The following is a 19787-nucleotide window of genomic DNA, read 5'->3' as shown; positions in this document are numbered from 1 at the left end:
GTGAGCACTGAGTGCTCGTACTCCTGATCGCTTCCGCCGAACGCCAGGCGCGAGGCTTGGACGCGCGGTATCAGCAGCACGCTATCACTCGGCGCCCTGTACATCTGATGTGGCCACCCGTCCATCGAGACGCGAAACGTTCCACCGCCACGCATATCGGCGCACTCCTCTCCCATTCCGCGTCCGATAGCATTGACCCACCATCCATCCCCTGGTTCCAGAGGTTCGCTATGACCACTCCCGTGCGGGGCTCGCAGAAGGCGCGAGACACCCTCGACTACTTGCGCGAGAAAATCTCGTCGAGCGCGTGGGCCGTCGGCGACCTCATCCCCAGAGAGCCCGAGCTGATGGAGCTCATCGGCGTCGGCAAATCGACCGTGCGCGAAGCGGTTCGCTCGCTCGCCGCCTTTGGAATGCTGGAGACCGTGCCCGGCGTCGGCACGTTCGTGCGTTCGCGAACTCCCGTGAGCACGCTGCTCACCGAATTCCTCGGAGACCACGACCTCGAAGAGGTGCTCGTCTACCGGCGCTCCCTCGAGATCGAGGCCGCTCAGCACGCTGCTGTGCACCGGAGCGAAACGCAGCTCGAGGTGCTGCGCGCCGCGGTCCTCCGCGACGAGCACGCGGAACGAGACGAAGTCATCACGTGCGAGCAAAGCACGACCCCCGGCTCATTCCACCTGCTGGTCGTCGAGGCGAGCGGCAGCAAACTGCTGCTCGACCTGTATCTCGGCGTCATCTCCGTTCTGCAGCGCGCGCGCACGCAGGGCCGGGTGATCCTGGGCACCACGATCGAAACCATGCATCTCGACCACGGCGCCGTACTCCGAGCGATCGAAGCGCGAGACGTGCGCAACGCGGCGCACTCCATGGCCCTGCACGTCGACCGAGACCTCGGACTTCGCACGGACATGCTCGACTTCAGTCAGCACACGGAGCGCGCCGCCTCCCTCATCGGGGCGGGCTACGACCCCGGTGAGATCCCTGCACCCGTGCAGAATCCGCAGGCGGCCGCCGAGCTCGAAATCGATGCGCGCCGCGGCTAAGATGAAACGGTTGCCCAGGGGGCGTTAGCTCAGTTGGTTAGAGCACTGGACTCATAATCCATCGGTCGCGGGTTCAAGTCCCGCACGCCCTACTCCTTCGGCTCCCACTGCGATCGCGGTGGGAGCCTTTACTTGAAGAGGTCGAGACATCTCGGTCCGCTGTTTGCCGATCAGGTCGTAGATCCTCACCTCAAACAGGTCAGACCGAACATTAACCTTCTCGAGTGTCCATCGATTCCCTCCTCCGGCCTTTTTCGCGAGACCTGACCGTGAGCGGGGACCACCACAAAGGTCTCCCCGCCGCGACTTGAATGCGACGAAAATGATGAGGCCAAAGCTCAATCGGCTTCTCGGGCGGCGCGGCGCCTGGCGTTGGAGAGCCAGAAGAACCAGGCGAGCAGCTTCGAGCCGCGTGGAATCGTGTAGTCCTTTTCGATGACGAGCACCATGAACCCGGGGGTGAGCAGGCGCGTGTGGGCAAGGCCGTGCTGCGTGAACGGACCCTCAGGCAAACGAGCAGAGAGTGACATCTGCGTGCTCAAATGAGGCCCGTTTCCTGGGCGAGATGGACCGCGCGGGAGCGGCTGTCGACGTCGAGCTTGGTGAAGATGTGCGCGATGTGGCTTTTCACGGTCGCCTCGGTGACGAACAGGGTGCGGGCAATGTCCTTGTTCGCCGCGCCCGTTGACATCAGGCGCAGCACCTCGAGCTCCCGGTCGGTGAGGCGCGGCAGCGGGTTCCGCATGCCCTGCAGGACTCGCCCTGCGAGATCGGGGGCGAGGAACATGTCACCCTTGGTAGCGCGGTGGATGCCTTCGATGATCACTTCGGGTGCGACGTCTTTGAGGAGGTAGCCCGCGGCGCCCGCCTCGATTGCGCCGAGGACCTCGGCGTCGCGGTCGAAGGTGGTGAGGATGAGCACGGCAGGGGCCGGGTCGAGGGCGCGAAGTGCGGCGGTGGTCTGTACGCCGTCGATGCCGGCGCCGAGGCGGAGGTCGCACAGCACCACGTCGGGGTGGAGGTGGGCGGCGAGGGTGAGGGCTTCTTCACCGGTGGCGGCTTCGCCGACAACTTGCACCGTGTCGGTGTCAAGGACGGCGCGGAGTCCGCTGCGGACGACGGGGTGGTCGTCGACGAGCAGTACGGTCGTGGTCATGGCGTCTCCTCTGCGGTCGGCTCACTGCCGGAAGCCTGCGTCGTGGTGATGTGGTGGATCGGGAGGTGCACCGAGATTGCGGTGCCTTCCCCTGGGGAACTTTCGATGTCGAGGCCGCCACCGAGTTCACGGAGCCGGGCGCGCATGAATCTGAGCCCATAGCTCGACGCCTCCGGTCCGGGTTCGATGCCCTGTTCCCATGCGTGGACGTCGAACCCGGCACCATCGTCGATGAGGTCGAGTCGCACCGTGGAGCCCGAATCGATCAGGCTCATCACGACCCGGCTGGCGTCAGCGTGCAGGCGCACGTTCGCGAGCGCGGACTGTGCGGTACGAAGCAGTGCGACCTCAACCTCGGTGGAGAGGGCGGGGAGTGCTTCATCGACGTGCAACTCGGTGCGGAGGCCTGTTTCGTCCTCTGCGCGGTCGAGCATACGGCGGAGCGCCGCCGCGAGAGCGTTGTCCTCGAGCTCGGCAGGCGCGAGTGCGGCTACGATGCGCCGAACATCGGCGAGGCTGTCGCCGGCGAGTGTCTCGACCTGTTCGAGGGTCCTTGCAGCGTCAACATCCTCTGTGCGGTTTGCGCCGGCGTGGGCGAGGAGCCGGATTGAGGAGAGCGCCTGCGCGATGGTGTCGTGGATATCGCGGGAGATGCGGGTGCGCTCGGCGACCGCGCCCGATTCGCGTTGGACGAGGGCGAGTTCATCTTGAAGATCGGCCATTTCCCGCTGCGCTCTCGTGAGGGAGGCCAGCAGGCGCTCGCGTTCGGCCGCATCCCGGAGGAGTTGGAGGTAGCCGCGGGAAATCCCGAACGCGAAGATCCCGCCGATGAGCGGCCCGAACACGTTCGCGTAGCTCGTGGTGCCGTGATGCAAGACCGGGGCGACGATGACCACCGCGAGCACCAGCCCGGAGAACAGCAACCCCCACGGGACGGGAAGCAAGTGCCCGGCGAGCAACCAGAGCAAGAATGCGATCCACACGAACTCCGCCGACACCGCGACGGACGCGACCCAGATCAATGCGAACCCCACGAGCCACCACACGACGATCTGCCGGGAGCGAGCGCGGGACGGCAGGATCGTGCCGGCCGTGTGCCAGGCGAGAGTCGCGAGCCCCGCGACGACTGCAGCTGGGACCGGCGTGCCGTCGCCGATTGCGCGGATCGCTCCAATCAAGGTGAGGACGGCGGCGATGAGGTGCTGGCCGATCTCCATCGCCCGCATGGTGGGACCGGCCGCTCCCATCGGGTCAGTACGCGTCAGTGACGCGTTCACGAGGTTCATGCGTCAATTCTCCCTGGCCCGGTTTCCTAGGCCACCAGATGCGGTCGCCGACGAGCGTGAAGATCGCCGGAACGATCACCGTGCGCACGACCAGGGTGTCGACGATCACGCCTACCCCGACGATCAGGCCGAGCTGTCCGAGCGTGACCAACGGCAGCACGCCGAGAGCTGCGAACACAGCCGCGAGAACGATGCCCGCACTCGTGATCACGCTGCCGGTATGGGCGATCGCCTCGACCATCCCCTCCCGCGTTCCTCGGACCGCAGCCTCGGAGCGGGCGCGATGCACGAGGAAGATCGTGTAGTCAATGCCGAGGGCGACGAGGAACAGGAACGCCAGCAGCGGCACCTGCAGATCGAGCGCGTGCTGACCGAACAGCACCCGGCTCAGCCACGCACCGGCGCCGATCGCGGCGACCGCGCTGGCAAGATTCACCAGGAGCAACAGCACCGGGGCGACAATCGAACGCAGCAGGATCAGGAGCACGAGGAAACTCACCGCGAGTACGAGCGGTGCGATCAGCCACAGGTCCCTCTGACTCCCAGCGCGTGCATCGAGATCGGTGGCGACCGCGCCGCCCACGACTGCATCCGCTCCCGGCAGCTCGTGCACCGCGACGCGCAGTTCCCGAATCTGGGTGAGGCTCTTCTCGGTGCTCGGTGCGTATTCGCTGGTCACCATGATCTTCGTGAGCGCCGTATCGTCCGTGACGCCGACCGGGTGGGCGCGAACCACACCCTCCACGTCGTTCGTCGCCGTAACCACGGCGACGGCCTCCGCGCTGTTCGCGACGATGAAGATCGGCTGCGCCTCACCAGGAGGGAAATGATCCGACAGAACCTCCAGCCCCGCCGCAGACTCGGACTGCACCCGGAACTTCTCGATCTGATCGAGCCCGACCGAGGTCCCGAACAAGCCGGTTGCCATCACCGCGAGCAGCGCGACCCCGGCAAGGAGACTCGCTACCGGACGCTTCACGACACTCGTCGCGATCTTCCGCCACGCGCCACCCTGTTTGCGGGTGTCGCCCGGATTGGGCACGAACGGCCAGAACACCTTCCGACCGCACACCGCCAGCAGCGGCGGCAGCAAGAACAGGACCGAGGCGAGAGCGATCAGCAGCCCGATTGCGGATGAAATCCCGAGCCCGTGCGTGCCGGGGATCACCGCTAGCACGAGCGTCAGCAAGGCGAGCACGACCGTCACGTTCGACGCCAGGATCGCAGGAACTGTCTTCCGCCATGCCGTGCTGAGCGCTTGCCGGTGGTTCTGCGTCGACTGGAGTTCCTCTCGGTAACGGGAGATCAGCAGCAGCGCGTAGTTGGTGCCTGCGCCGAACACGAGCACGCTGATGATGCCCGCGTCGAACTGCAGGTTCCATGCCGCGCCTGCCGCGGCGGTCAGGCGGCCCGCGAGCCCGTCCGCGAGCCCGACCGCGACGAGCGGGATCAGCCATAGCACTGGCGACCGGTAGGTGACGATGAGGAGGATCGCGACGATCAGGATCGTCACGAGCAGCATCGTGAAGTCAGCGCCCTCGAACGCGGCCGCCACATCCGCGCCGAACGCCGGCCCGCCAGTCACCAGCAGCGACATGCCTACCGGCGTATGGTCGACAATATCCTCGCGCAGTTCTTTGATCACCGCCGCCGTGTCCGTGTTCGTCTCACCGACTTTGATCGGTGTGATCAGGACTGCGGCTTTCCAGTCATCGCTCACCATTGGCCCGGTCGACTCCGCGTCGACATCGGCGTTGGCGTCGAGTACTGGGAGGAGATTCTTGAGATCCTCGACCTCGCCCTCGGAGAACTTCGCGCCGTCATCGCGGGCCGCGACGACGAGCACGGACTGACGGTCCGCGTTCGGGAACTTAGCCATCAACTCACTCGCGCGCGTGGACTCCGCCCCCGCCGGCGCTAGAGCGTTCTGCGCCGGTGCCTTCGCTGATCCAAATACACCGAATAGAGCGACCATGATTAATAGGACAAGGCCGAGCGACACCCACGCCCCTCCCCGCGAGGTTAACCGGTCGGAAAATGATCCATGCGCACGAGAAACTGCCATGCCACCAACTCCACCAGGCACCGTCCGTTACGGCATCGCGAGCAGTATTGAACTAAATCTCAACCTTTTGGATGATGCCTACGACCCCACGAGCCAAGCCTTCGACGATCACCCGAGGCGGTCTCAGCAACTCAATCCTTGCTGAGACCTGAGTGAGCTGCGACGGTGGAGGCACCGTCGCACCGTCCGAGGGGAAGATGAACCAATGCACCTCTACGAATTCATCCTGCCGCACTCATGGCAGGTGTGGGCCAAAAACAAAGAAAACGAGTTCTACAAATTGCGCGACGTCACTCACGCTTGAATCATCGATTCTCGTATACAGTCAGGTGAATGACCATTATTGAGTCGTTCCCGAATGTATCCACTCGTAATTGCTGACCCAGAGGCCAGGGATCGCCTCACTGTCATCAATGTGCGTGAACCCCAGCCCCTCATAGAGCGCTCGAGCTCCCTGGTTCTGACGACCGGTGGAAACAGTGGTTCGAAGAGCGATCGTCAGGACCTTCCGCACGAGCTCTGTACCGATCCCCCGGCGATGACACTCCGGGTCTACGATCAACCGGTGAATGACGACCTCGCCATGGTCGGCGCGAAAACCGAGCGCGCCTCGTATCGTCCCATTGTCGTCACGATCGAAGATCCAGAGAAGGTCCGCAGTTCGGAGCTCAGCTTCCGTCTCGCGAAGAACCGGAATACGATCGTCTCCGATGAGCTCGGCCTCAACGAGATAGGCGATCCGCTGAAGACGCATGAGAGCAGTGACGTCAGAGTCTGCCAACGGCAATCCGGGCTGTTCCATGACACCAATCCTTGCGAACATTGAGCGAGCAGCGAATCCAACCGTATGCGGACAATTTCTGGATCGACCTCGCCCGAAGCCTCACCTGCTGACAAGAGCATCCACGAGCAAGTAGAGAAGAGCGGCCGTGGTGACGGCGAGTGGCGCCATCGCCACTGCTTTACGCGATGGACTCCAGTTACGCCTTCTCAGCATCATCGCGAGCAACGCACACGCGCAGATGGCGCCCCATGCGGATACGTTCAGCTGCAGCGAGCCGTTGCTCGGGTTACGCATCCATCTGAACAGCAACTCAGTGGCCAGCACCAACACCCAGCCAGCGAACATCACAGTAGTGAAGGTGACCCACCAACGAGGTTTGCTCGTTGGGCCGCCGACTTCTTGCGGATCATCAGTCATGAGTCCACGATACGCGTGGCGCGAACGAGCGTCATTCACCACCATTCTCGAACCCTGCATCAGGCGTCATGGTTCGCGTCGCATCTCCATTGGATCGTCCCCTATGCGCGACCCCAAGAGATTCATGTTGAAACGCTATCGTCCACGACCGGCCACTCTCAAAGAGACCGCAAACCACCATTGTGGGTCAGAGCGATAGCTGCGCCTCACGCACGAACTTGCGGTGCCAGGGGGTTTTGCCTGCATTGTGCCGAGAGGCAGCGCGGATAGCGAGCTCGACGGTTCTGGGCAGACGAACGTCCGGCCACGCAACCGACTCCGACTGCCGGCTCTCCCAGTGCGGTCGCGACGTGAGATATAGCGCGAAGTCCGGTGCGGCAGCGTCGTCGACGGGGCCGCTTCTCAGCCCGCGCCGACGTACCAGTCGACCGCATGACAGAGTGGTCAGGTCGCTCAACCCAGCCGCCCACGGTTTCATAGGCACGTCGTCGCATCGACGTTCACTATCCGGCCGCCCCCGCGTAGCGGAGATCGCGGGCATAGTCCTGCTGGCGCAGATCGAGGGCCTGCCGAACCTGCTCGGGAGCGTCATCACCGATGAGCACCCGAAGTCTGCGGTCATCGGTTGCGGACGCCCGTTCGAGGATTGCCATCGCGGCATCGCGTGGGGCCGTTCCGCCGGCCGGCTCTCCCCCTGATGGCCAGGGAACCTCTGCCGTCCCGAACGTCTCGATCCGCTGCGCCTCGTAGGCGTCCAACGGTGCGCTGAATCGCATGCTGGCGCCAGCCCAGTCGGTATCGAGGGCTCCTGGCTCGATCAGTGAGACGCGGATGCCGAAGCGTCCAACCTCGCCGGCCATTGCCTCGCTGAACGCTTCCAGTCCCCACTTGGTGGAGTTGTAGAGCCCGAGCATCGGCATCGTGCCGACCGCGCCCACGCTGGAAATCTGGACGATGTGCCCGACACCCTGGCGTCGCATGACGGGGATCACAGCCTGGCTCAGCCAGAGCGGGCCAAGGAGATTCGTGTCGACGATCGCGCGGGCGTCGTCCTCGGTCGCCTCTTCGATCGCGCCAATCAGGCCATAACCGGCGTTGTTCACGAGCACGTCGATTCTTCCGAGCATGTCGGCGGCGCGCAGCACTGTGGCGCGTGCCGCCGAACGATCCCGCACATCGAGGTTCAGCACCGTCATGCGGTCGTGTTCGGGTAGCGCGCTCTCTCCCCTGACGGTCGCGACGACGGCGTGCCCGGCTTCCAGGGCAGCGTCGACGAGGGCGCGGCCTAGGTGTAGTGTCCGGGGAGGTTGCTCGATAACCGCGTGGCTGGCGGGAGCTTCCCGATGGCTGAGTGTGGCCGGTGTTGATTGTAGTAGTGCAGCCACGCCGGTAGCGCTTTCCTGCGTACTCGTTCGGATGAGTAGTGGCGACTGTAGGCCCACCCGTCCGCGAGCGTGCGATGAAACCGCTCGATCTTCCCGTTGGTCTGCGGCCGGTAGGGGCGGGTTCGTTTCGGGGTGATGCCCATGTCGTTGCATGCTGTCCGCCACGCATGCGACCGGTAGGCGGATCCGTTGTCAGAGAGCACCCGTTCCACCCGGACGCTTCGGTCCTTGAACCAAGACACGGCCCGTTGCAGCACCCCGATCGCGGTGACTGCACGCTCGTCATCATGGATCTCCGCATACGCGACACGAGAGTGGTCATCGATCACGGTATGCACGTAGGCGTGCCGCATCAGTACGTCACGAGAACGACTTCGGTCTTTTCCGGGCGTCGCGGCCCGGTTTCTGCCGCCCTGCACCCGTCCGACCGTGCGCCAACCACCACCGTCGGGGATGTTGCCCAGTTTCTTTACATCGACATGGATCAGTGAGCCCGGATACGCGTGCTCGTATCTCCTTGCTGGTTCCCCGGTTCTGCGGTCGATGTGGGAGAGCCGGTTCAAGCATTCTCGCACGAGTACTGCGTGGACGGTCGAGGACGGCACGCCGGTGAGCGCGCAGATCTCGACTGGGCCGAGCCGGCGCGTGGTCCGCAGATGAATGATCCTTCGCACGAGGGGTCGTGCAGTCTGATTTGGGTGCGTGAGGGGACGTGAAGAACGATCAGCCATACCGGTCTCGCCAAGTTCGATGTAGCGGCGAGCCCATTTCTGGGCGGTCGGCCAGGCGACATGGAAGTAGTCAGCGGCGTGAGCGATCGCCCAACCGTCGTCCACGATGAGTTGGGCGATGTGTAGTCGTTGGCGCGGAGTGAGGGCTGCATTAGCGTGGGACACGAGAACCTCCGGGGGTTAGAGCGGCAGTGGTAGCAGCTCCACTCTGCCCGGAGGTTCTCGTCTGTGTCACGGGGTCCAGATCACACAACCTCCCCGGACACTACACCTAGACCGCGATTGGCTCCGGTAATCATCCAGGTCTGCAATGAAGTCATGCGCCGAGCGTACCGCGGAACTGGACGCACCGTCTCGTTAGCTCGAGTATCGTATGGGCATGGCCCGCGATCGAACCCGCACGAAGGTGCATGCTGCCGCGCTGTCGCTGGCTCTCGACGAGAGCGCGGCCGGGGCGCTCACGATGGAGGGAATTGCTGGTCGAGCGGGCGTCAGCAAGCAGACCGTGTACCGGTCGTGGCCGTCGACCGGGGCAGTCCTGTTCGATGCACTCCTAGCGCGCAGCGCCGACGAAAGCGGCCGCGTGTCGGTGCCGAACTCTGGTGACCTAGCGAGCGACCTCCTGGGGCTGGCTACCGGCATGATCGCAGCGCTGACCGATCCGATCGAGGAGGCTTTACTGCGCGCCGTCACGGCCGACTTGCAATCGGATGCTGCACTTGCCGGGCAGTACCGAGAGCTGCTGTTGGGGCCTCAACTGAGCGCTATCTCCGCTCGGATTGACGAGGCCGGGGTGCCGGCATCGGGCGACGTCGCGGAGCTGTTCGTCGGCCCGATCTTCTACCGCTGGTTGCTTCGCACTCGGCCGTTCGATTCGGAATGGGTCAGTGCTCACGTAAGGCGCATCCTTCGGAGCTGTGAACCGTAGCGGGCATCTGGCCACCATTTGCGGGACGCGGCGGCAGCCTCGTATGATCGAGAGGTGCATTTGTTGTTCCTCTGACGGCTGAGATAGGCCCACCGCGCTCGTTGAGTATTCCGAGCCTGCGGCGGCCGCTCGTTCTCGACCCTCCGTGGGTCGCCGTCATCAGCGTGCCCTGACAGCCCTTCGTGGGCTGGCTGGTGCGTCGTCTCGAAGGATTCGAATGCTCACCTCAACCAATCATCTATCGGCGCGCCAGCGCGCCCAACTCATCGCCACCGACATATCGGTGATGCGCGGAGCGACCCGCGTTCTCAACCACGTCGACCTCACCGTGACGCCTGCCTCTCGGCTCGCGATCGTCGGGGAGAACGGGCGCGGGAAATCCACGCTGCTCCATGTGCTCGACGGCACGCTGACCCCTGATGCCGGCACGGTGCACCGCACCGGCACGCTCGCGGTCGCGGAACAGCAAATGTCCGCGGACGTTGACCGCACCGTTGGCCAGGCCATCGCGGAAGCGATCGCCGAACCACTCGCGGCTCTGGCGTCCCTCGACGACGCCGCTCGTGCGCTCTCGGCCGGTGGAGTCGGCGATGATGAGCGTTACGCGGCCGCGTTGGAGCATGCCGAAGTGCTCGATGCCTGGGACGCCGAGCGGCGTGTGCGAATAGCGCTCGACGCCCTCGATGCCGAAACCGATTCGGCCAGACTGCTCGCTGACCTCTCTGTGGGGCAGCGGTATCGGGTGCGTCTGGCGTGCCTGCTCGGCGCTGATCATGATTTCCTGCTGCTCGACGAGCCGACGAATCACCTCGACCGATCCGGCCTCGAGTTTTTAAGCTCGCAGCTCCGAGCCCGTGCGGGCGGGGTCGTCATTGTCACGCATGATCGCGCGCTGCTCTCAGACGTGGCAGAAACCATCGTCGACCTCGACCCCACTCCCGACGATCGAATGCGGGTGTACGGCAATGGGTACGCCGGGTATCGCGAGGGCCGACAGGCTGAGCGCGAAAGATGGGAACAGGAATACGGGCGGCAACAAGCCGAGCACGTCCGACTGCAGGACAGTCTCAGCTCCGCACAGAACCGCCTCGTTTCCGGGTGGCGGCCCGAAAAGGGCACCAACAAGCACGGCCGCGCGACCCGTGCCGGCGGGCTCGTGCAGAGCGTTCACCGCCGGCAAGAACAGCTCGAAGCGCACGCCATCACGGTGCCGCACCCGCCCCTGCACTTCCGGTTCCCCGACCTGCCGACCAGGACGGGCGCGGTGCTGCTGAGCGCAGAGCGCGTCAGCGTCGCCGGCCGCCTGGCGCATCCGGTGTCGTTCTCGCTCTCGCACCGCGGCCGCCTCGTCGTGACCGGTTCGAACGGGGCCGGTAAATCGACCCTGCTCGCCATGATCGCAGGCGAGCTGCGTCCCGATACGGGTGCGGTGCGGATACCACAGAGCGTCCGTCTCGGCTTCCTCCGACAGGAAACGGATCTGCCGCTGCAACGGCGGGCGAGCGAGGTCTACTCCGTCCACGTCGATGCTCTCGTTGCGGCGGGGACCCTGGCCGCCACCGAAGCGGTCGGGCTCTCGCAGCTTGGCCTCCTACGCGCTCGGGAGTCGAGCAAACGCATCGGTGAGCTGTCGATGGGGCAGCAACGCCGGCTCGACCTGGCGTTGGTGCTCGCGACGAAACCACACGTCCTCCTGCTGGATGAGCCCACCAACCATCTGTCGATCGCGCTCGTCGACGAACTCACCGACGCCCTCGGAGCGACGCAAGCGGCTGTGGTGCTCTCCACCCATGACCGGCAGCTCCTCCGCGACGTCGTCGACTGGCCCCCGCTGCGCCTTCGCGCGATGACTGAGAGTGAGGCACGCGCATGAGCCGAAAGAACCCTGGCGCCCTCCGTGCGCTGCGACCCCTCGCGACCCACGACTACCGGCTGTTGTTCGCAGCCGTCGGGATCGAGGTATTCGGCACCGGCCTGCGGATGATCGTCATCGTGCTCCAGGTGCTCGCCCTCAACGACAGCCCGTCGGCGTTGTCCGCCGTCGCCACGGGGATGAGTCTCGGGCTGTTCGCGTTCTCGATTCTCGGCGGGGTCGTCGCTGACAAGTTCTCGAAACGGCGCATCATCATCACCCTGCAGGGGTGCTCCGTCGTGGTGATGGCCGCCGTCGCAGCCCTGTCCCTCACCGGAACGATCGAGCTGTGGCACGGCCTCGAAGGCGCGCTGCGCCCCTCGAGCGGACGAGGGATCGGCCGAGCGCTCGGAGGGATCATCGTCGGCGCGTTCTTCCACGTGATCGGAGCGGCGATCGTAGCCGCGTCCTACGCGGTCGCCTTCGTCATCGTGCTCTTCCTGAGCCGGCACGACGAGATGGCTGACCCCGCGACGCCTGCCGAGAAAACGAACGTGTGGGGCGACCTGCGCGCAGGCGTCCGGTACGTCGCCGCACTCGGTGGCTGCTCTGGACACTCATCTTCGGATCATCGCTCGCACTCATCATCCAAGGGCAGATCGAAGTGCTCCTGCCGTTCCTCACCCGCGACCGATTCGAGGACGTGGAGGCGACGTTCGGGATTCTCCTGGCAGCGCTCGGGATCGGCGGCGCGTTCGGCTCGCTCGTCGTCTCCTCGCTGAAACTGCCACGCCGCTACCTGAGTTTCATGATCCTCTGCCGGGGCGGCGGCACCCTCCCCCTCGCCCTACACGGAACGTCCGACAACCTCTGGATCATGCTGGCAGCACTATTCATCGTCGGCGCAGCAACCGGCGCGCGTGTTGTCATCTGGGGCACGCTGCTGCAACGCCTCGTGCCCCCCGACATGATCGGTCGAGTCGCGAGCCTCGACTTCTTCGTCTCAATCGCGTTCATGCCCGTCTCCATTGCCCCCGGCGAGGAGCGCAGAACTCGACGCCGGATAACCGGTCGCATCGTCGAAATCAAGGCGAGTGGATTCGGCCCGTGCAGACCGTACACTCGAAGCCCAGCCGCATCGGAATCCGGCGTTGGACAGCCGTCACATCGGACGCTCCGCTGCGCGAACGACACCCTGCAATGAAATGCCGAACGAAGGAGCCCGAGAATGAATGACCAGCAACCGGCGGAAGACAGCGCGCCCGAGCTCGATGAGTCGAGTGCATCCGACGTCGATGCGATCGCGGGCATCGCCGTGGAGGTGCGCGACACCGCGGGCGCGTCTCACGCCGATGACATCGAAGCGATGCTGCGACGGCGACTCGCGGAGTCGTCCGTCGAGGTGAGCGAAGACGATGTCCAGAACCTCGTACAGCAGATCCGCGAGGGCGACTGACGCGACTGCCCACCTCGGGCTCGGCTGGGCGCGCGTTGATAGGGTGACGGCATGGCTTCTGCGCGTACTCGAATCTGGTCCATCAGTGCTGCGGCACTCGTTCTCGGGCTCAGCGCCTGCTCCTCAGGAGCCCCGTCATCGAGCGAACAGCCCGCGGATGGCGGGGTCGATCCGATCGAGATCGTGTCGCAGCCTGAAACAGTCGGTGAGCCGATCAGCCTCGACCTGCCTCTCGACAACTCGGGAGCGTTCGCGTTCGATCAGTGGCCGTCGGCATGCGCATTCGCTGACGAGACGACGCTCTCGGCGATCTTCCCGCAATCCGATGAGATCGCGCAGTCGGGCACCGATCGGTCGCTGTCGATCCTGCAGGTCGGTGCGGCGGGCACGCGGGAGGTCACCGTACCCGAGGCCGACTGCACCACAAAGGTCGGCTTCCCCGTGGACGAGCTCAGGGCTTCCGACCAGAGCGTCGTGTTCTTGCTCACCGCGAATGTCGAGGCGGCTGGCGATGCCGAATTCGTGGAGCGGAACGCGACCCCGAAGAGCGGTGACGAGGTGCAGGTCGGTGACGCGACCTGCGTCGTAGCTCCGAGCGGGCTCCGGTACGACTGCGCAACGCCGCAGATCGCATTCAGCGTGACGCTCGACGCGCGCCCGTACGGCCAGTACTTCGGTGAGAGCGAGAGCAGCTACGTGGTCGACGGCGAGGAGCAGGTGTACTCCGACGACGTGGATGCGTTCCTCACCATGGCTCAGGAGAAGATCCTGCTGCCAGTGGTGACGGCGAACGTCAACCGGCTGGCCTGATCGAGACCTCGCACCGTTCCGCATCGCGGTTTCGCCGGACGGGCACCCCAGCCGGACGATGATTGCAGTTCGCGAGAGGAAGATGCCGTGAAGATCACCGTGAGTCTCCAAGTCACGCTCGACGGCGTCGCGAAGGCGAATGGCGGGAACAACGAGGTTGTCGATCCTGGTTTCACGCGCGGCGGCTGGGCGCTCCCGCTCGGTGATGCAGAGAGCACTCGATCCATTCTCGAGACATGGAGACGTCCCGACGCGTTTCTCCTGGGCCGCAAGACATTCGACATGTTTTCGGCTTACTGGGGTGTACGCGCGGACGACGGTGGATTCGGTGAGGCGATCTGCTCGACGCCCAAGTACGTCGCCTCGAACACGCTGGTCGACCCCGGCTGGGGGCACACGACCGTCATCTCTGGCGATGTCGTCGCACAGTTGCGCGAGATGAAGGCCCAGCAGAGCGGAGAACTGCTCGTGGTCGGCAGCGTGCAACTTGTCCGTCACTTGCTCGAGAGCAAGCTCGTGGATGAGCTGAATCTGGTTCAGTTTCCCGTCATCGTCGGCGAGGGCGAGCGCCTGTTCCCACACGACGGGTCCGACTTCGGACTCGAACTGCTCGAGGCCCAGGTGTTCGGCACCGGAGTCATCGACCTGACATACCGCGTGCTGGGCCCGCCCGAGTACGCCTGAGCGGAGCTTCCAGCGAGTAGCAGTGCCGGATCGACAGAGTCAGTCATTCGAAGCGGGCCGGCCGCCCGTCTCACACCGGGAATGATGTGAGAGGCCGACCGGCCGAACTGCATCGACGCGATAGCCAAGGAACAGCTCACATGGCGCGCGAGGGTGGATGTCAGCTGGAAACGACTGGCACCCGTTGTGCTGAGCGTGCTCGCGCCACCGCTTCGGACGGAATCACCAGCGTCGGAATCGTGGCGTGGTGGAGCACATTCGACGAGGTGCTGCCGAGGACGGTGGCTGAGAAACCGCGCAGTCCGCGACAACCGATGACGATGAGGTCCGAATCGAGCCTGCCGGCCGCGTCGAGGATGGCTTCATAGGCACTCGCGACGGTCGAGGACACGAGCGGCTCGGCGAGCAGCCCCCGTGCCACGGCGAGCTCAGCGCCTTCCGCAGCGATCGTCTCGGAGGCGTCGAGTGCCGCCCGATCGAGTGCGTCGAGCGTCTCCAGGGCTGTGTGACCTTGGAGGTGCGCGGCGAAGGCAGATCAACAGAAAACAGGAGCGCGGGATCTCACATCTCGCGGAGCTTCCGCCTCAGGAACGAACGAGGCGGTTGATCGCGTCGGTGGCTTCCTTGATCTTCTCCAGGCCGGCGTCGTCGCTGAGCTTCGCTGCATCGAGGACGCAGTGCTTGAGGTGATCGTCGAGCAGGCCCGTTGCGACTCCTTGCAGGGCACGGGTGAGCGCGCTGACCTGCGTGAGGATGTCGATGCAGTACTTCTCCTCATCGATCATCTTCGCGATGCCGCGCGCCTGGCCCTCGATGCGCTTCATGCGCTGCAGGTACTGATTCTTGTCGTCGATGTACCCGTGGTGACCGGCACTGAGGTCGTTCTCCGATGACATGGAACTCCTTCTTACTGCCGTTCCAGAATGGAACGTGTACTGGCTGCGGGGGTGAGGTCAGTGCGGCGCAGCAGTAGCGCGTTGAGCGCGACCACGATCGTCGACAGCGACATCAGAATCGCACCCACGGACATCGGGAGCACGAAACCGACCGAAGCCAGAATACCGGCCGCCAGCGGCACCGAGAGGAGGTTGTAACCGGCCGCCCACCACAGGTTCTGCTTCATCTTCCGATACGCAGCCCGGCGATGAGCGCGTCGTACGGCAGCCGCGCACCAGTGGTGAGCTGCACCGTCCGGGCAGAGGGATGCACGTCGACGACGGTATCGGCGACGACTTCGACCTGTGGGAGAGGAAGCGCGATGAGATCCGGAGGCGTCGGCCCCAGTGCCACGCCGCTGATGAGCATCCGCGTGTAGGGAGCCTCACCCGTTTGCGTCACCAGCGTCACGCGTACGTCGTCTCGGGCGGCGAGACCGCGCGCGGCGGCGGCCCCGGCAGCTCCTGCGCCGAGAATGAGAATGTGGGGCGAAGTGGTCATCTGGGGAGCTCCTGAGCGTCATGCGGAACGGTGCCGGTGTCATGCGCACGGCGCGCGACGGCATCCGTGGCTTCGGTGATCTTCACGTCGGCGGAGGCCCCGGCGACGACGGCGACGAGAACGCCGCGACGCCGGTGGCCGCCCCGCGCGCGGGCGAGATCTATGCCATGTTCGCGGCGAACTTCGCGGGATCCGCGTCGAACGCGGGGCCGCAGCCGGCGCAGCAGAAGTAGTAGCGCTGACCTTCGAAGTCGCGGAACAAGCCGAGGCTCTCGGCGGCCTGCTTGCTGACGGGGCTCCCGACCATGACCGGGCAGGTGGTCAGGTCGTCAGCGCCACCGCCGAGAAGGTTGTCGTGGCCGGTGCTCGTCGCGGCCGGGTTCGATGAGCTGGTGCTGCAGCAGCCGGAGGCCGCCTGGGTGTCGTTTGCCATGATGGGTTGTTGCCTTTCGTATGAGTGCCGATTGGAATGGTTCCGAATGCTACTGCGCAGTGATGCTTCTGAACCCGCGCAGTCGGAGGCTGTTGCCGACGACGAAGACGCTGGAGAACGCCATCGCCGCACCGGCGAGCATGGGATTGAGCATGCCCAGGGCTGCGACCGGAATGGCAGCGATGTTGTAGGCGAACGCCCAGAACAGGTTCGTCTTGATGGTCGAGAGGGTCTTCCGAGACAGCCGGATCGCATCGACGGCGGCCCGCAGGTCGCCGCGCACGAGGGTGATGTCTGATGCCTCGATCGCCACGTCCGTGCCGGTGCCCATCGCCAACCCCAGATCGGCCTGAGCGAGCGCGGGGGCGTCGTTGACGCCGTCACCGACCATCGCCACCGTCCTCCCCTCCTGCTGCAGCCGGACGATGACGTCGACCTTGTCCTTCGGGAGGACTTCGGCGATGACTTCATCGATGCCGACCTCGGCCGCGATCTGTCGAGCGACAGCTTCGTTGTCACCGGTCAGCAGCACCGGGGTCAGGCCGATTTCCTTGAGGCCCCGGATCGCTTCAGCGCTGGTCGGTTTGACCGTGTCTGCGACGACCACGATGCCGCGAGGCTGCCCATCCCAGCCGACAGCGACGACCGTCTTGCCCTCGTTCTCCGCGCGCGCCTTCGCCCGCGCAACCCCTGGGGAGAGGTGCTGCGACCAATCCGCGAGCAGCGACTCGCGTCCGACCACCACCGGAATGCCGTCGACGAGTCCCTGCACCCCCTTCCCCACGACGTTCGTGAAGTCCTCCGGAGTCGGCAGCGCGCCAACCTCCTGAGTGGCGGCCTTCGCGATCGCCTGCGCGATCGGGTGTTCGGAGGCGTCCTCGAGCGCGCCCGCAAAGCGGAGAAGATCCGCACGCTCCACGCCCGACTCGGTCGCGACGTCGACAAGAGCCATCTTGCCGGTGGTGACGGTACCCGTCTTATCGAGCACTACCGTGTCCACCTTGCGCGTCGATTCCAGCACCTCCGGGCCCTTGATGAGAATGCCCAGTTGGGCGCCTCGTCCGGTGCCGACCAGCAGCGCGGTCGGGGTCGCGAGGCCGAGCGCGCACGGGCACGCGATGACGAGGACCGCGACAGCTGCGGTGAACGCGGCGGTGACCGGGAACCCGGCGCCCAACCATGCACCGAGAGCGACAACAGCGATGACGATGACGATGGGCACGAACACGCCGGAAATGCGATCGGCGAGGCGCTGAACCTCGGCCTTGCCGGTCTGGGCGTCCTCGACGAGCTTCGCCATCTGCGCGAGCTGCGAGTCCGACCCGATGCGCGTCGCACGCACGACCAGACGACCGCCGGCATTCACCGTCGCGCCCGTCACCGGGTCGCCCTCGCCGACCTCGACCGGTACCGATTCTCCGGTGAGCATGGACGCGTCAACGGCGGAAGTGCCCGAAACGACGATGCCGTCGGTGGCGATCTTCTCCCCCGGGCGAACGACGAACGCGTCACCGACCTGCAGTTCGGAGGTCGGAATCTTCACCTCGGCACCGTCACGAAGCACCGCTACTTCTTTCGCACCAAGTTCCAGCAGGGCACGCAAGGCCGCCCCTGCTTGGCGCTTGGAGCGCTTCTCGAAGTAACGACCCGCGAGGATGAACATCGTGACACCCGCTCCGACTTCGAGATAGATGTTCGCCGCTCCGTCGGAGGGCGCGATCGTGAACTCGAACGGATGGGTCATGCCGGGCACACCGGCGGTGCCGAAGAACAGCGCGTACAACGACCACAGGAGCGCGACGGAGGTGCCCATGGAGATGAGCGTGTCCATTGTGGCGGTCCCGTGTTTGAGGTTCGTCCAGGCCGCCCGATGGAAGGGCCAGGCCGCCCAGATGATGACCGGTGCAGCCAGCGCGAGCGATGCCCACTGCCAGTAGGTGAACTGCAAAGCGGGAATCATCGACATCGCGATCACCGGCACCGTCAGCAGGATCGATCCGATGAGGCGGTGCCGCAGCTGGGTGAGCTCCGTGTCCTCCCCATCCGACGCGGGCTCCGACGCACCCGCCGGTGCGTGCTTCAGCTTGGGCAGAGCGGCCGTGTAGCCGGTTTTCTCGACCTCAGCGATCAACAATGCCGGGTCGTACCCTTCGGGCACTGAGACTTTGGCCTTTTCCGTGGCGTAGTTGACCGTTGCCTCGACGCCGTCGAGCTTGTTCAGCTTCTTCTCGATCCGGTTCGCGCAGGAGGCGCAAGTCATCCCCCCGATCTCCAGCTCGAAGCCGGGCCCGCCTGTTGGGGGCGCTGATGTACTCATCGTCTTCCTTCCTTGAGCATTGTCGTCGCGGTGGCCGGACCCAACGGGTCAGTGGCCGTCGGCATCGTCCGAATGGGTTTCGTCACTCGCGCCGTGCATCTCCCCGCGGCCGGCATCGACGACGAATTCGGCCGTGTGCACGGTTCCATCGACTTGGAAGTCGAAGTAGAGGAGATAGCGGCCTGCAGTGGGCGCCTCGGCCATGAATCCGATTTCAGGGCCTGCCGTGCTGCCAACGCGAGGCGCGTCGCCCTGAGCGTGGACGTGCAGATACGCCAGATCCCCATCGCGAAGCGCGACCAAATGGCCGGATGCTCCGAGGTACGGCTCGAGCGCAGTGACCGGCTTCCCGTCGCGTGCTACGGAGACCGTGACATCACTCGTGGTTCCGGCGGTGAGATCTCCGTCGAGGGTGACGTCGAAGCCGTCGACCTCTGCAGTGCGCCGCACCTCTGACGTGACGGGAGCGAAGGTGCCGGCGACCTCTACCGTGCGCGTCAGCGTGACTCCCTCTGCTCCCTCCGTCGCGGGGGTGAAGTCGGCATAGACACGGTACGTGCCGGCAGAATCCCATGTCCACGGCAGAGACCATGTCCCGGTGGCCTCATCGAGTTGCGGGTGGACGTGACGGAACTCGGCGCCGTCCGTGCGGACGACGATGAGGTGCAGGTCTTTTTCGTGCGCTTCAGCGAATTCTGTGACCGCTTCACCCGAGAGTGTCTGCACCTGAAAGCTCAGCTCACCTCGTGCGCCGACGGCTCCTGGCGCGGCTATCGGCGCGAGCACGAAGCCGCCCGCTTCGATGGAGACGCCGTTCGGGGTGCTCTCTTCCGTCTGCGCCTCGTTCGCACTCTTGCCCGCATCATGCTGGTTCATTTCGCCTCTATCCGTCCACCCTGCAACAACACGGTCTGGAATGACGGCTCCGGCGGCCGCGAAAGCACCGCCGAAAGCCACTGCTAACCCCGCACCGTAGAGCGCGAGGCGTGCGCCGGCACGC

The 19787-nt window shown here is 65.1% G+C and carries 22 protein-coding genes, 1 tRNA gene and 2 pseudogenes; 10 read left to right on the top strand and 15 right to left on the bottom strand.

Annotated elements, in window-relative coordinates:
- The first annotated feature begins 230 nt into the window (after nt 1-230).
- Nucleotides 231-1046 (top strand): FadR/GntR family transcriptional regulator, encoded by an 816-nt coding sequence (locus ABFX18_RS07130; protein ID WP_346057862.1) that lies wholly within the window; start codon nt 231-233, stop codon nt 1044-1046.
- 18 nt (nt 1047-1064) lie between these two features.
- Nucleotides 1065-1138: transfer RNA gene (locus ABFX18_RS07125), tRNA-Ile, on the top strand.
- A 246-nt stretch (nt 1139-1384) separates the two neighbouring features.
- On the opposite strand, the gene ABFX18_RS07120 is transcribed toward ABFX18_RS07125, so the two are convergent.
- From ABFX18_RS07120 to ABFX18_RS14255, 5 genes are all read right to left on the bottom strand, one after another.
- Complete coding sequence (locus ABFX18_RS07120) at nt 1385-1576, bottom strand: hypothetical protein (RefSeq protein ID WP_346057861.1); 192 nt, start codon at nt 1574-1576, stop codon at nt 1385-1387.
- Nucleotides 1577-1584: 8 nt separating this feature from the next.
- A complete protein-coding gene (locus tag ABFX18_RS07115; protein ID WP_346057860.1) occupies nt 1585-2202 on the bottom strand; it encodes a response regulator in 618 nt (205 codons plus the stop codon).
- Nucleotides 2199-3488, bottom strand: coding sequence for a sensor histidine kinase (locus ABFX18_RS07110; protein WP_346057859.1), 1290 nt, complete (start codon nt 3486-3488; stop codon nt 2199-2201). The genes ABFX18_RS07115 and ABFX18_RS07110 overlap by 4 nt, the downstream gene beginning before the upstream one ends.
- Entirely contained in the window at nt 3454-5553 is a 2100-nt protein-coding gene (locus ABFX18_RS07105; protein WP_346057858.1) for an MMPL family transporter, read from the bottom strand. Before ABFX18_RS07105 ends, ABFX18_RS07110 begins: the two co-directional genes overlap by 35 nt.
- Before the next feature lie 340 nt (nt 5554-5893).
- Nucleotides 5894-6196, bottom strand: a complete 303-nt coding sequence (locus tag ABFX18_RS14255; protein WP_428833650.1) for a GNAT family N-acetyltransferase — start codon at nt 6194-6196, stop codon at nt 5894-5896.
- Between ABFX18_RS14255 and ABFX18_RS07100 the strand changes: the two genes are divergently transcribed.
- The gene (locus ABFX18_RS07100; protein WP_346057857.1) at nt 6119-6379 is read left to right on the top strand and encodes a hypothetical protein; all 261 of its coding nucleotides are present in this window, start codon (nt 6119-6121) and stop codon (nt 6377-6379) included. The two genes, ABFX18_RS14255 and ABFX18_RS07100, sit on opposite strands and share 78 nt — an antisense overlap.
- Nucleotides 6380-6436: 57 nt before the next feature.
- Here the strand turns inward: ABFX18_RS07100 and ABFX18_RS07095 are convergent, their stop codons facing one another.
- From ABFX18_RS07095 to ABFX18_RS07085, 3 genes are all read right to left on the bottom strand, one after another.
- Complete coding sequence (locus ABFX18_RS07095) at nt 6437-6754, bottom strand: hypothetical protein (protein ID WP_346057856.1); 318 nt, start codon at nt 6752-6754, stop codon at nt 6437-6439.
- 503 nt (nt 6755-7257) lie between these two features.
- Entirely contained in the window at nt 7258-8016 is a 759-nt protein-coding gene (locus ABFX18_RS07090; RefSeq protein ID WP_346058017.1) for an SDR family NAD(P)-dependent oxidoreductase, read from the bottom strand.
- 23 nt (nt 8017-8039) lie between these two features.
- The gene (locus tag ABFX18_RS07085) at nt 8040-9035 is read right to left on the bottom strand and encodes an IS481 family transposase (RefSeq protein ID WP_346057855.1); all 996 of its coding nucleotides are present in this window, start codon (nt 9033-9035) and stop codon (nt 8040-8042) included.
- A gap of 214 nt (nt 9036-9249) precedes the next feature.
- Here ABFX18_RS07085 and ABFX18_RS07080 point away from each other — a divergent pair, with 214 nt between their 5' ends.
- The 7 genes and pseudogenes from ABFX18_RS07080 (at nt 9250) to ABFX18_RS07050 (ending at nt 14600) form a co-directional block, all read left to right on the top strand.
- Nucleotides 9250-9798 (top strand): TetR-like C-terminal domain-containing protein, encoded by a 549-nt coding sequence (locus tag ABFX18_RS07080; protein WP_346057854.1) that lies wholly within the window; start codon nt 9250-9252, stop codon nt 9796-9798.
- 217 nt (nt 9799-10015) lie between these two features.
- Entirely contained in the window at nt 10016-11671 is a 1656-nt protein-coding gene (locus ABFX18_RS07075; RefSeq protein WP_346057853.1) for an ABC-F family ATP-binding cassette domain-containing protein, read from the top strand.
- Nucleotides 11668-11946, top strand: a pseudogene (locus ABFX18_RS07070) (MFS transporter); the annotation flags it as partial. The gene ABFX18_RS07075 and the pseudogene ABFX18_RS07070, both read left to right, overlap by 4 nt.
- Before the next feature lie 260 nt (nt 11947-12206).
- The gene (locus ABFX18_RS07065) at nt 12207-12854 is read left to right on the top strand and encodes an MFS transporter (RefSeq protein WP_346057852.1); all 648 of its coding nucleotides are present in this window, start codon (nt 12207-12209) and stop codon (nt 12852-12854) included.
- 24 nt (nt 12855-12878) lie between these two features.
- Entirely contained in the window at nt 12879-13106 is a 228-nt protein-coding gene (locus tag ABFX18_RS07060) for a hypothetical protein (protein ID WP_336661970.1), read from the top strand.
- A gap of 51 nt (nt 13107-13157) precedes the next feature.
- Nucleotides 13158-13916 carry a hypothetical protein gene (locus ABFX18_RS07055; RefSeq protein WP_346057851.1) on the top strand — a complete coding sequence of 253 codons (759 nt, stop codon included), beginning with the start codon at nt 13158-13160 and terminating at the stop codon, nt 13914-13916.
- A gap of 87 nt (nt 13917-14003) precedes the next feature.
- On the top strand, nt 14004-14600 hold the full coding sequence (locus ABFX18_RS07050) for a dihydrofolate reductase family protein (RefSeq protein WP_346057850.1): 597 nt from the start codon (nt 14004-14006) through the stop codon (nt 14598-14600).
- 160 nt (nt 14601-14760) lie between these two features.
- Here ABFX18_RS07050 and ABFX18_RS07045 read toward each other — a convergent pair whose 3' ends face one another.
- From ABFX18_RS07045 to ABFX18_RS07015, 7 genes and pseudogenes are all read right to left on the bottom strand, one after another.
- Nucleotides 14761-15099, bottom strand: coding sequence for a universal stress protein (locus ABFX18_RS07045; RefSeq protein WP_346058016.1), 339 nt, complete (start codon nt 15097-15099; stop codon nt 14761-14763).
- An 85-nt stretch (nt 15100-15184) separates the two neighbouring features.
- A complete protein-coding gene (locus ABFX18_RS07040; protein WP_090148682.1) occupies nt 15185-15496 on the bottom strand; it encodes a metal-sensitive transcriptional regulator in 312 nt (103 codons plus the stop codon).
- Nucleotides 15497-15507: 11 nt separating this feature from the next.
- Nucleotides 15508-15741: pseudogene (locus ABFX18_RS07035) on the bottom strand (heavy metal translocating P-type ATPase); the annotation flags it as partial.
- Nucleotides 15720-16037 carry an FAD-dependent oxidoreductase gene (locus ABFX18_RS07030; RefSeq protein ID WP_346057849.1) on the bottom strand — a complete coding sequence of 106 codons (318 nt, stop codon included), beginning with the start codon at nt 16035-16037 and terminating at the stop codon, nt 15720-15722. The pseudogene ABFX18_RS07035 and the gene ABFX18_RS07030, both read right to left, overlap by 22 nt.
- 160 nt (nt 16038-16197) lie before the next feature.
- Nucleotides 16198-16470, bottom strand: a complete 273-nt coding sequence (locus ABFX18_RS07025; RefSeq protein WP_346057848.1) for a YHS domain-containing protein — start codon at nt 16468-16470, stop codon at nt 16198-16200.
- A gap of 49 nt (nt 16471-16519) precedes the next feature.
- The gene (locus tag ABFX18_RS07020) at nt 16520-18787 is read right to left on the bottom strand and encodes a heavy metal translocating P-type ATPase (RefSeq protein WP_346057847.1); all 2268 of its coding nucleotides are present in this window, start codon (nt 18785-18787) and stop codon (nt 16520-16522) included.
- 48 nt (nt 18788-18835) lie between these two features.
- Complete coding sequence (locus ABFX18_RS07015; RefSeq protein WP_346057846.1) at nt 18836-19663, bottom strand: hypothetical protein; 828 nt, start codon at nt 19661-19663, stop codon at nt 18836-18838.
- Nucleotides 19664-19787: the final 124 nt, after the last annotated feature.

It is taken from the genome of Leucobacter alluvii (assembly GCF_039530485.1).
GTDB lineage: Bacteria > Actinomycetota > Actinomycetes > Actinomycetales > Microbacteriaceae > Leucobacter > Leucobacter alluvii.
This window is presented reverse-complemented; position numbering and strand designations above follow the sequence as displayed.

Coding starts and splice junctions, on each gene's coding strand:
- ABFX18_RS07130 (WP_346057862.1), top strand. CDS start 231: ATGACCACTCCCGTGCGGGGCTCGCAGAAGGCGCGAGACACCCTCGAC.
- ABFX18_RS07120 (WP_346057861.1), bottom strand. CDS start 1,576: ATGTCACTCTCTGCTCGTTTGCCTGAGGGTCCGTTCACGCAGCACGGC.
- ABFX18_RS07115 (WP_346057860.1), bottom strand. CDS start 2,202: ATGACCACGACCGTACTGCTCGTCGACGACCACCCCGTCGTCCGCAGC.
- ABFX18_RS07110 (WP_346057859.1), bottom strand. CDS start 3,488: ATGAACCTCGTGAACGCGTCACTGACGCGTACTGACCCGATGGGAGCG.
- ABFX18_RS07105 (WP_346057858.1), bottom strand. CDS start 5,553: ATGGCAGTTTCTCGTGCGCATGGATCATTTTCCGACCGGTTAACCTCG.
- ABFX18_RS07095 (WP_346057856.1), bottom strand. CDS start 6,754: ATGACTGATGATCCGCAAGAAGTCGGCGGCCCAACGAGCAAACCTCGT.
- ABFX18_RS07080 (WP_346057854.1), top strand. CDS start 9,250: ATGGCCCGCGATCGAACCCGCACGAAGGTGCATGCTGCCGCGCTGTCG.
- ABFX18_RS07075 (WP_346057853.1), top strand. CDS start 10,016: ATGCTCACCTCAACCAATCATCTATCGGCGCGCCAGCGCGCCCAACTC.
- ABFX18_RS07060 (WP_336661970.1), top strand. CDS start 12,879: ATGAATGACCAGCAACCGGCGGAAGACAGCGCGCCCGAGCTCGATGAG.
- ABFX18_RS07055 (WP_346057851.1), top strand. CDS start 13,158: ATGGCTTCTGCGCGTACTCGAATCTGGTCCATCAGTGCTGCGGCACTC.
- ABFX18_RS07040 (WP_090148682.1), bottom strand. CDS start 15,496: ATGTCATCGGAGAACGACCTCAGTGCCGGTCACCACGGGTACATCGAC.
- ABFX18_RS07030 (WP_346057849.1), bottom strand. CDS start 16,037: ATGACCACTTCGCCCCACATTCTCATTCTCGGCGCAGGAGCTGCCGGG.
- ABFX18_RS07025 (WP_346057848.1), bottom strand. CDS start 16,470: ATGGCAAACGACACCCAGGCGGCCTCCGGCTGCTGCAGCACCAGCTCA.
- ABFX18_RS07020 (WP_346057847.1), bottom strand. CDS start 18,787: ATGAGTACATCAGCGCCCCCAACAGGCGGGCCCGGCTTCGAGCTGGAG.
- ABFX18_RS07015 (WP_346057846.1), bottom strand. CDS start 19,663: ATGAACCAGCATGATGCGGGCAAGAGTGCGAACGAGGCGCAGACGGAA.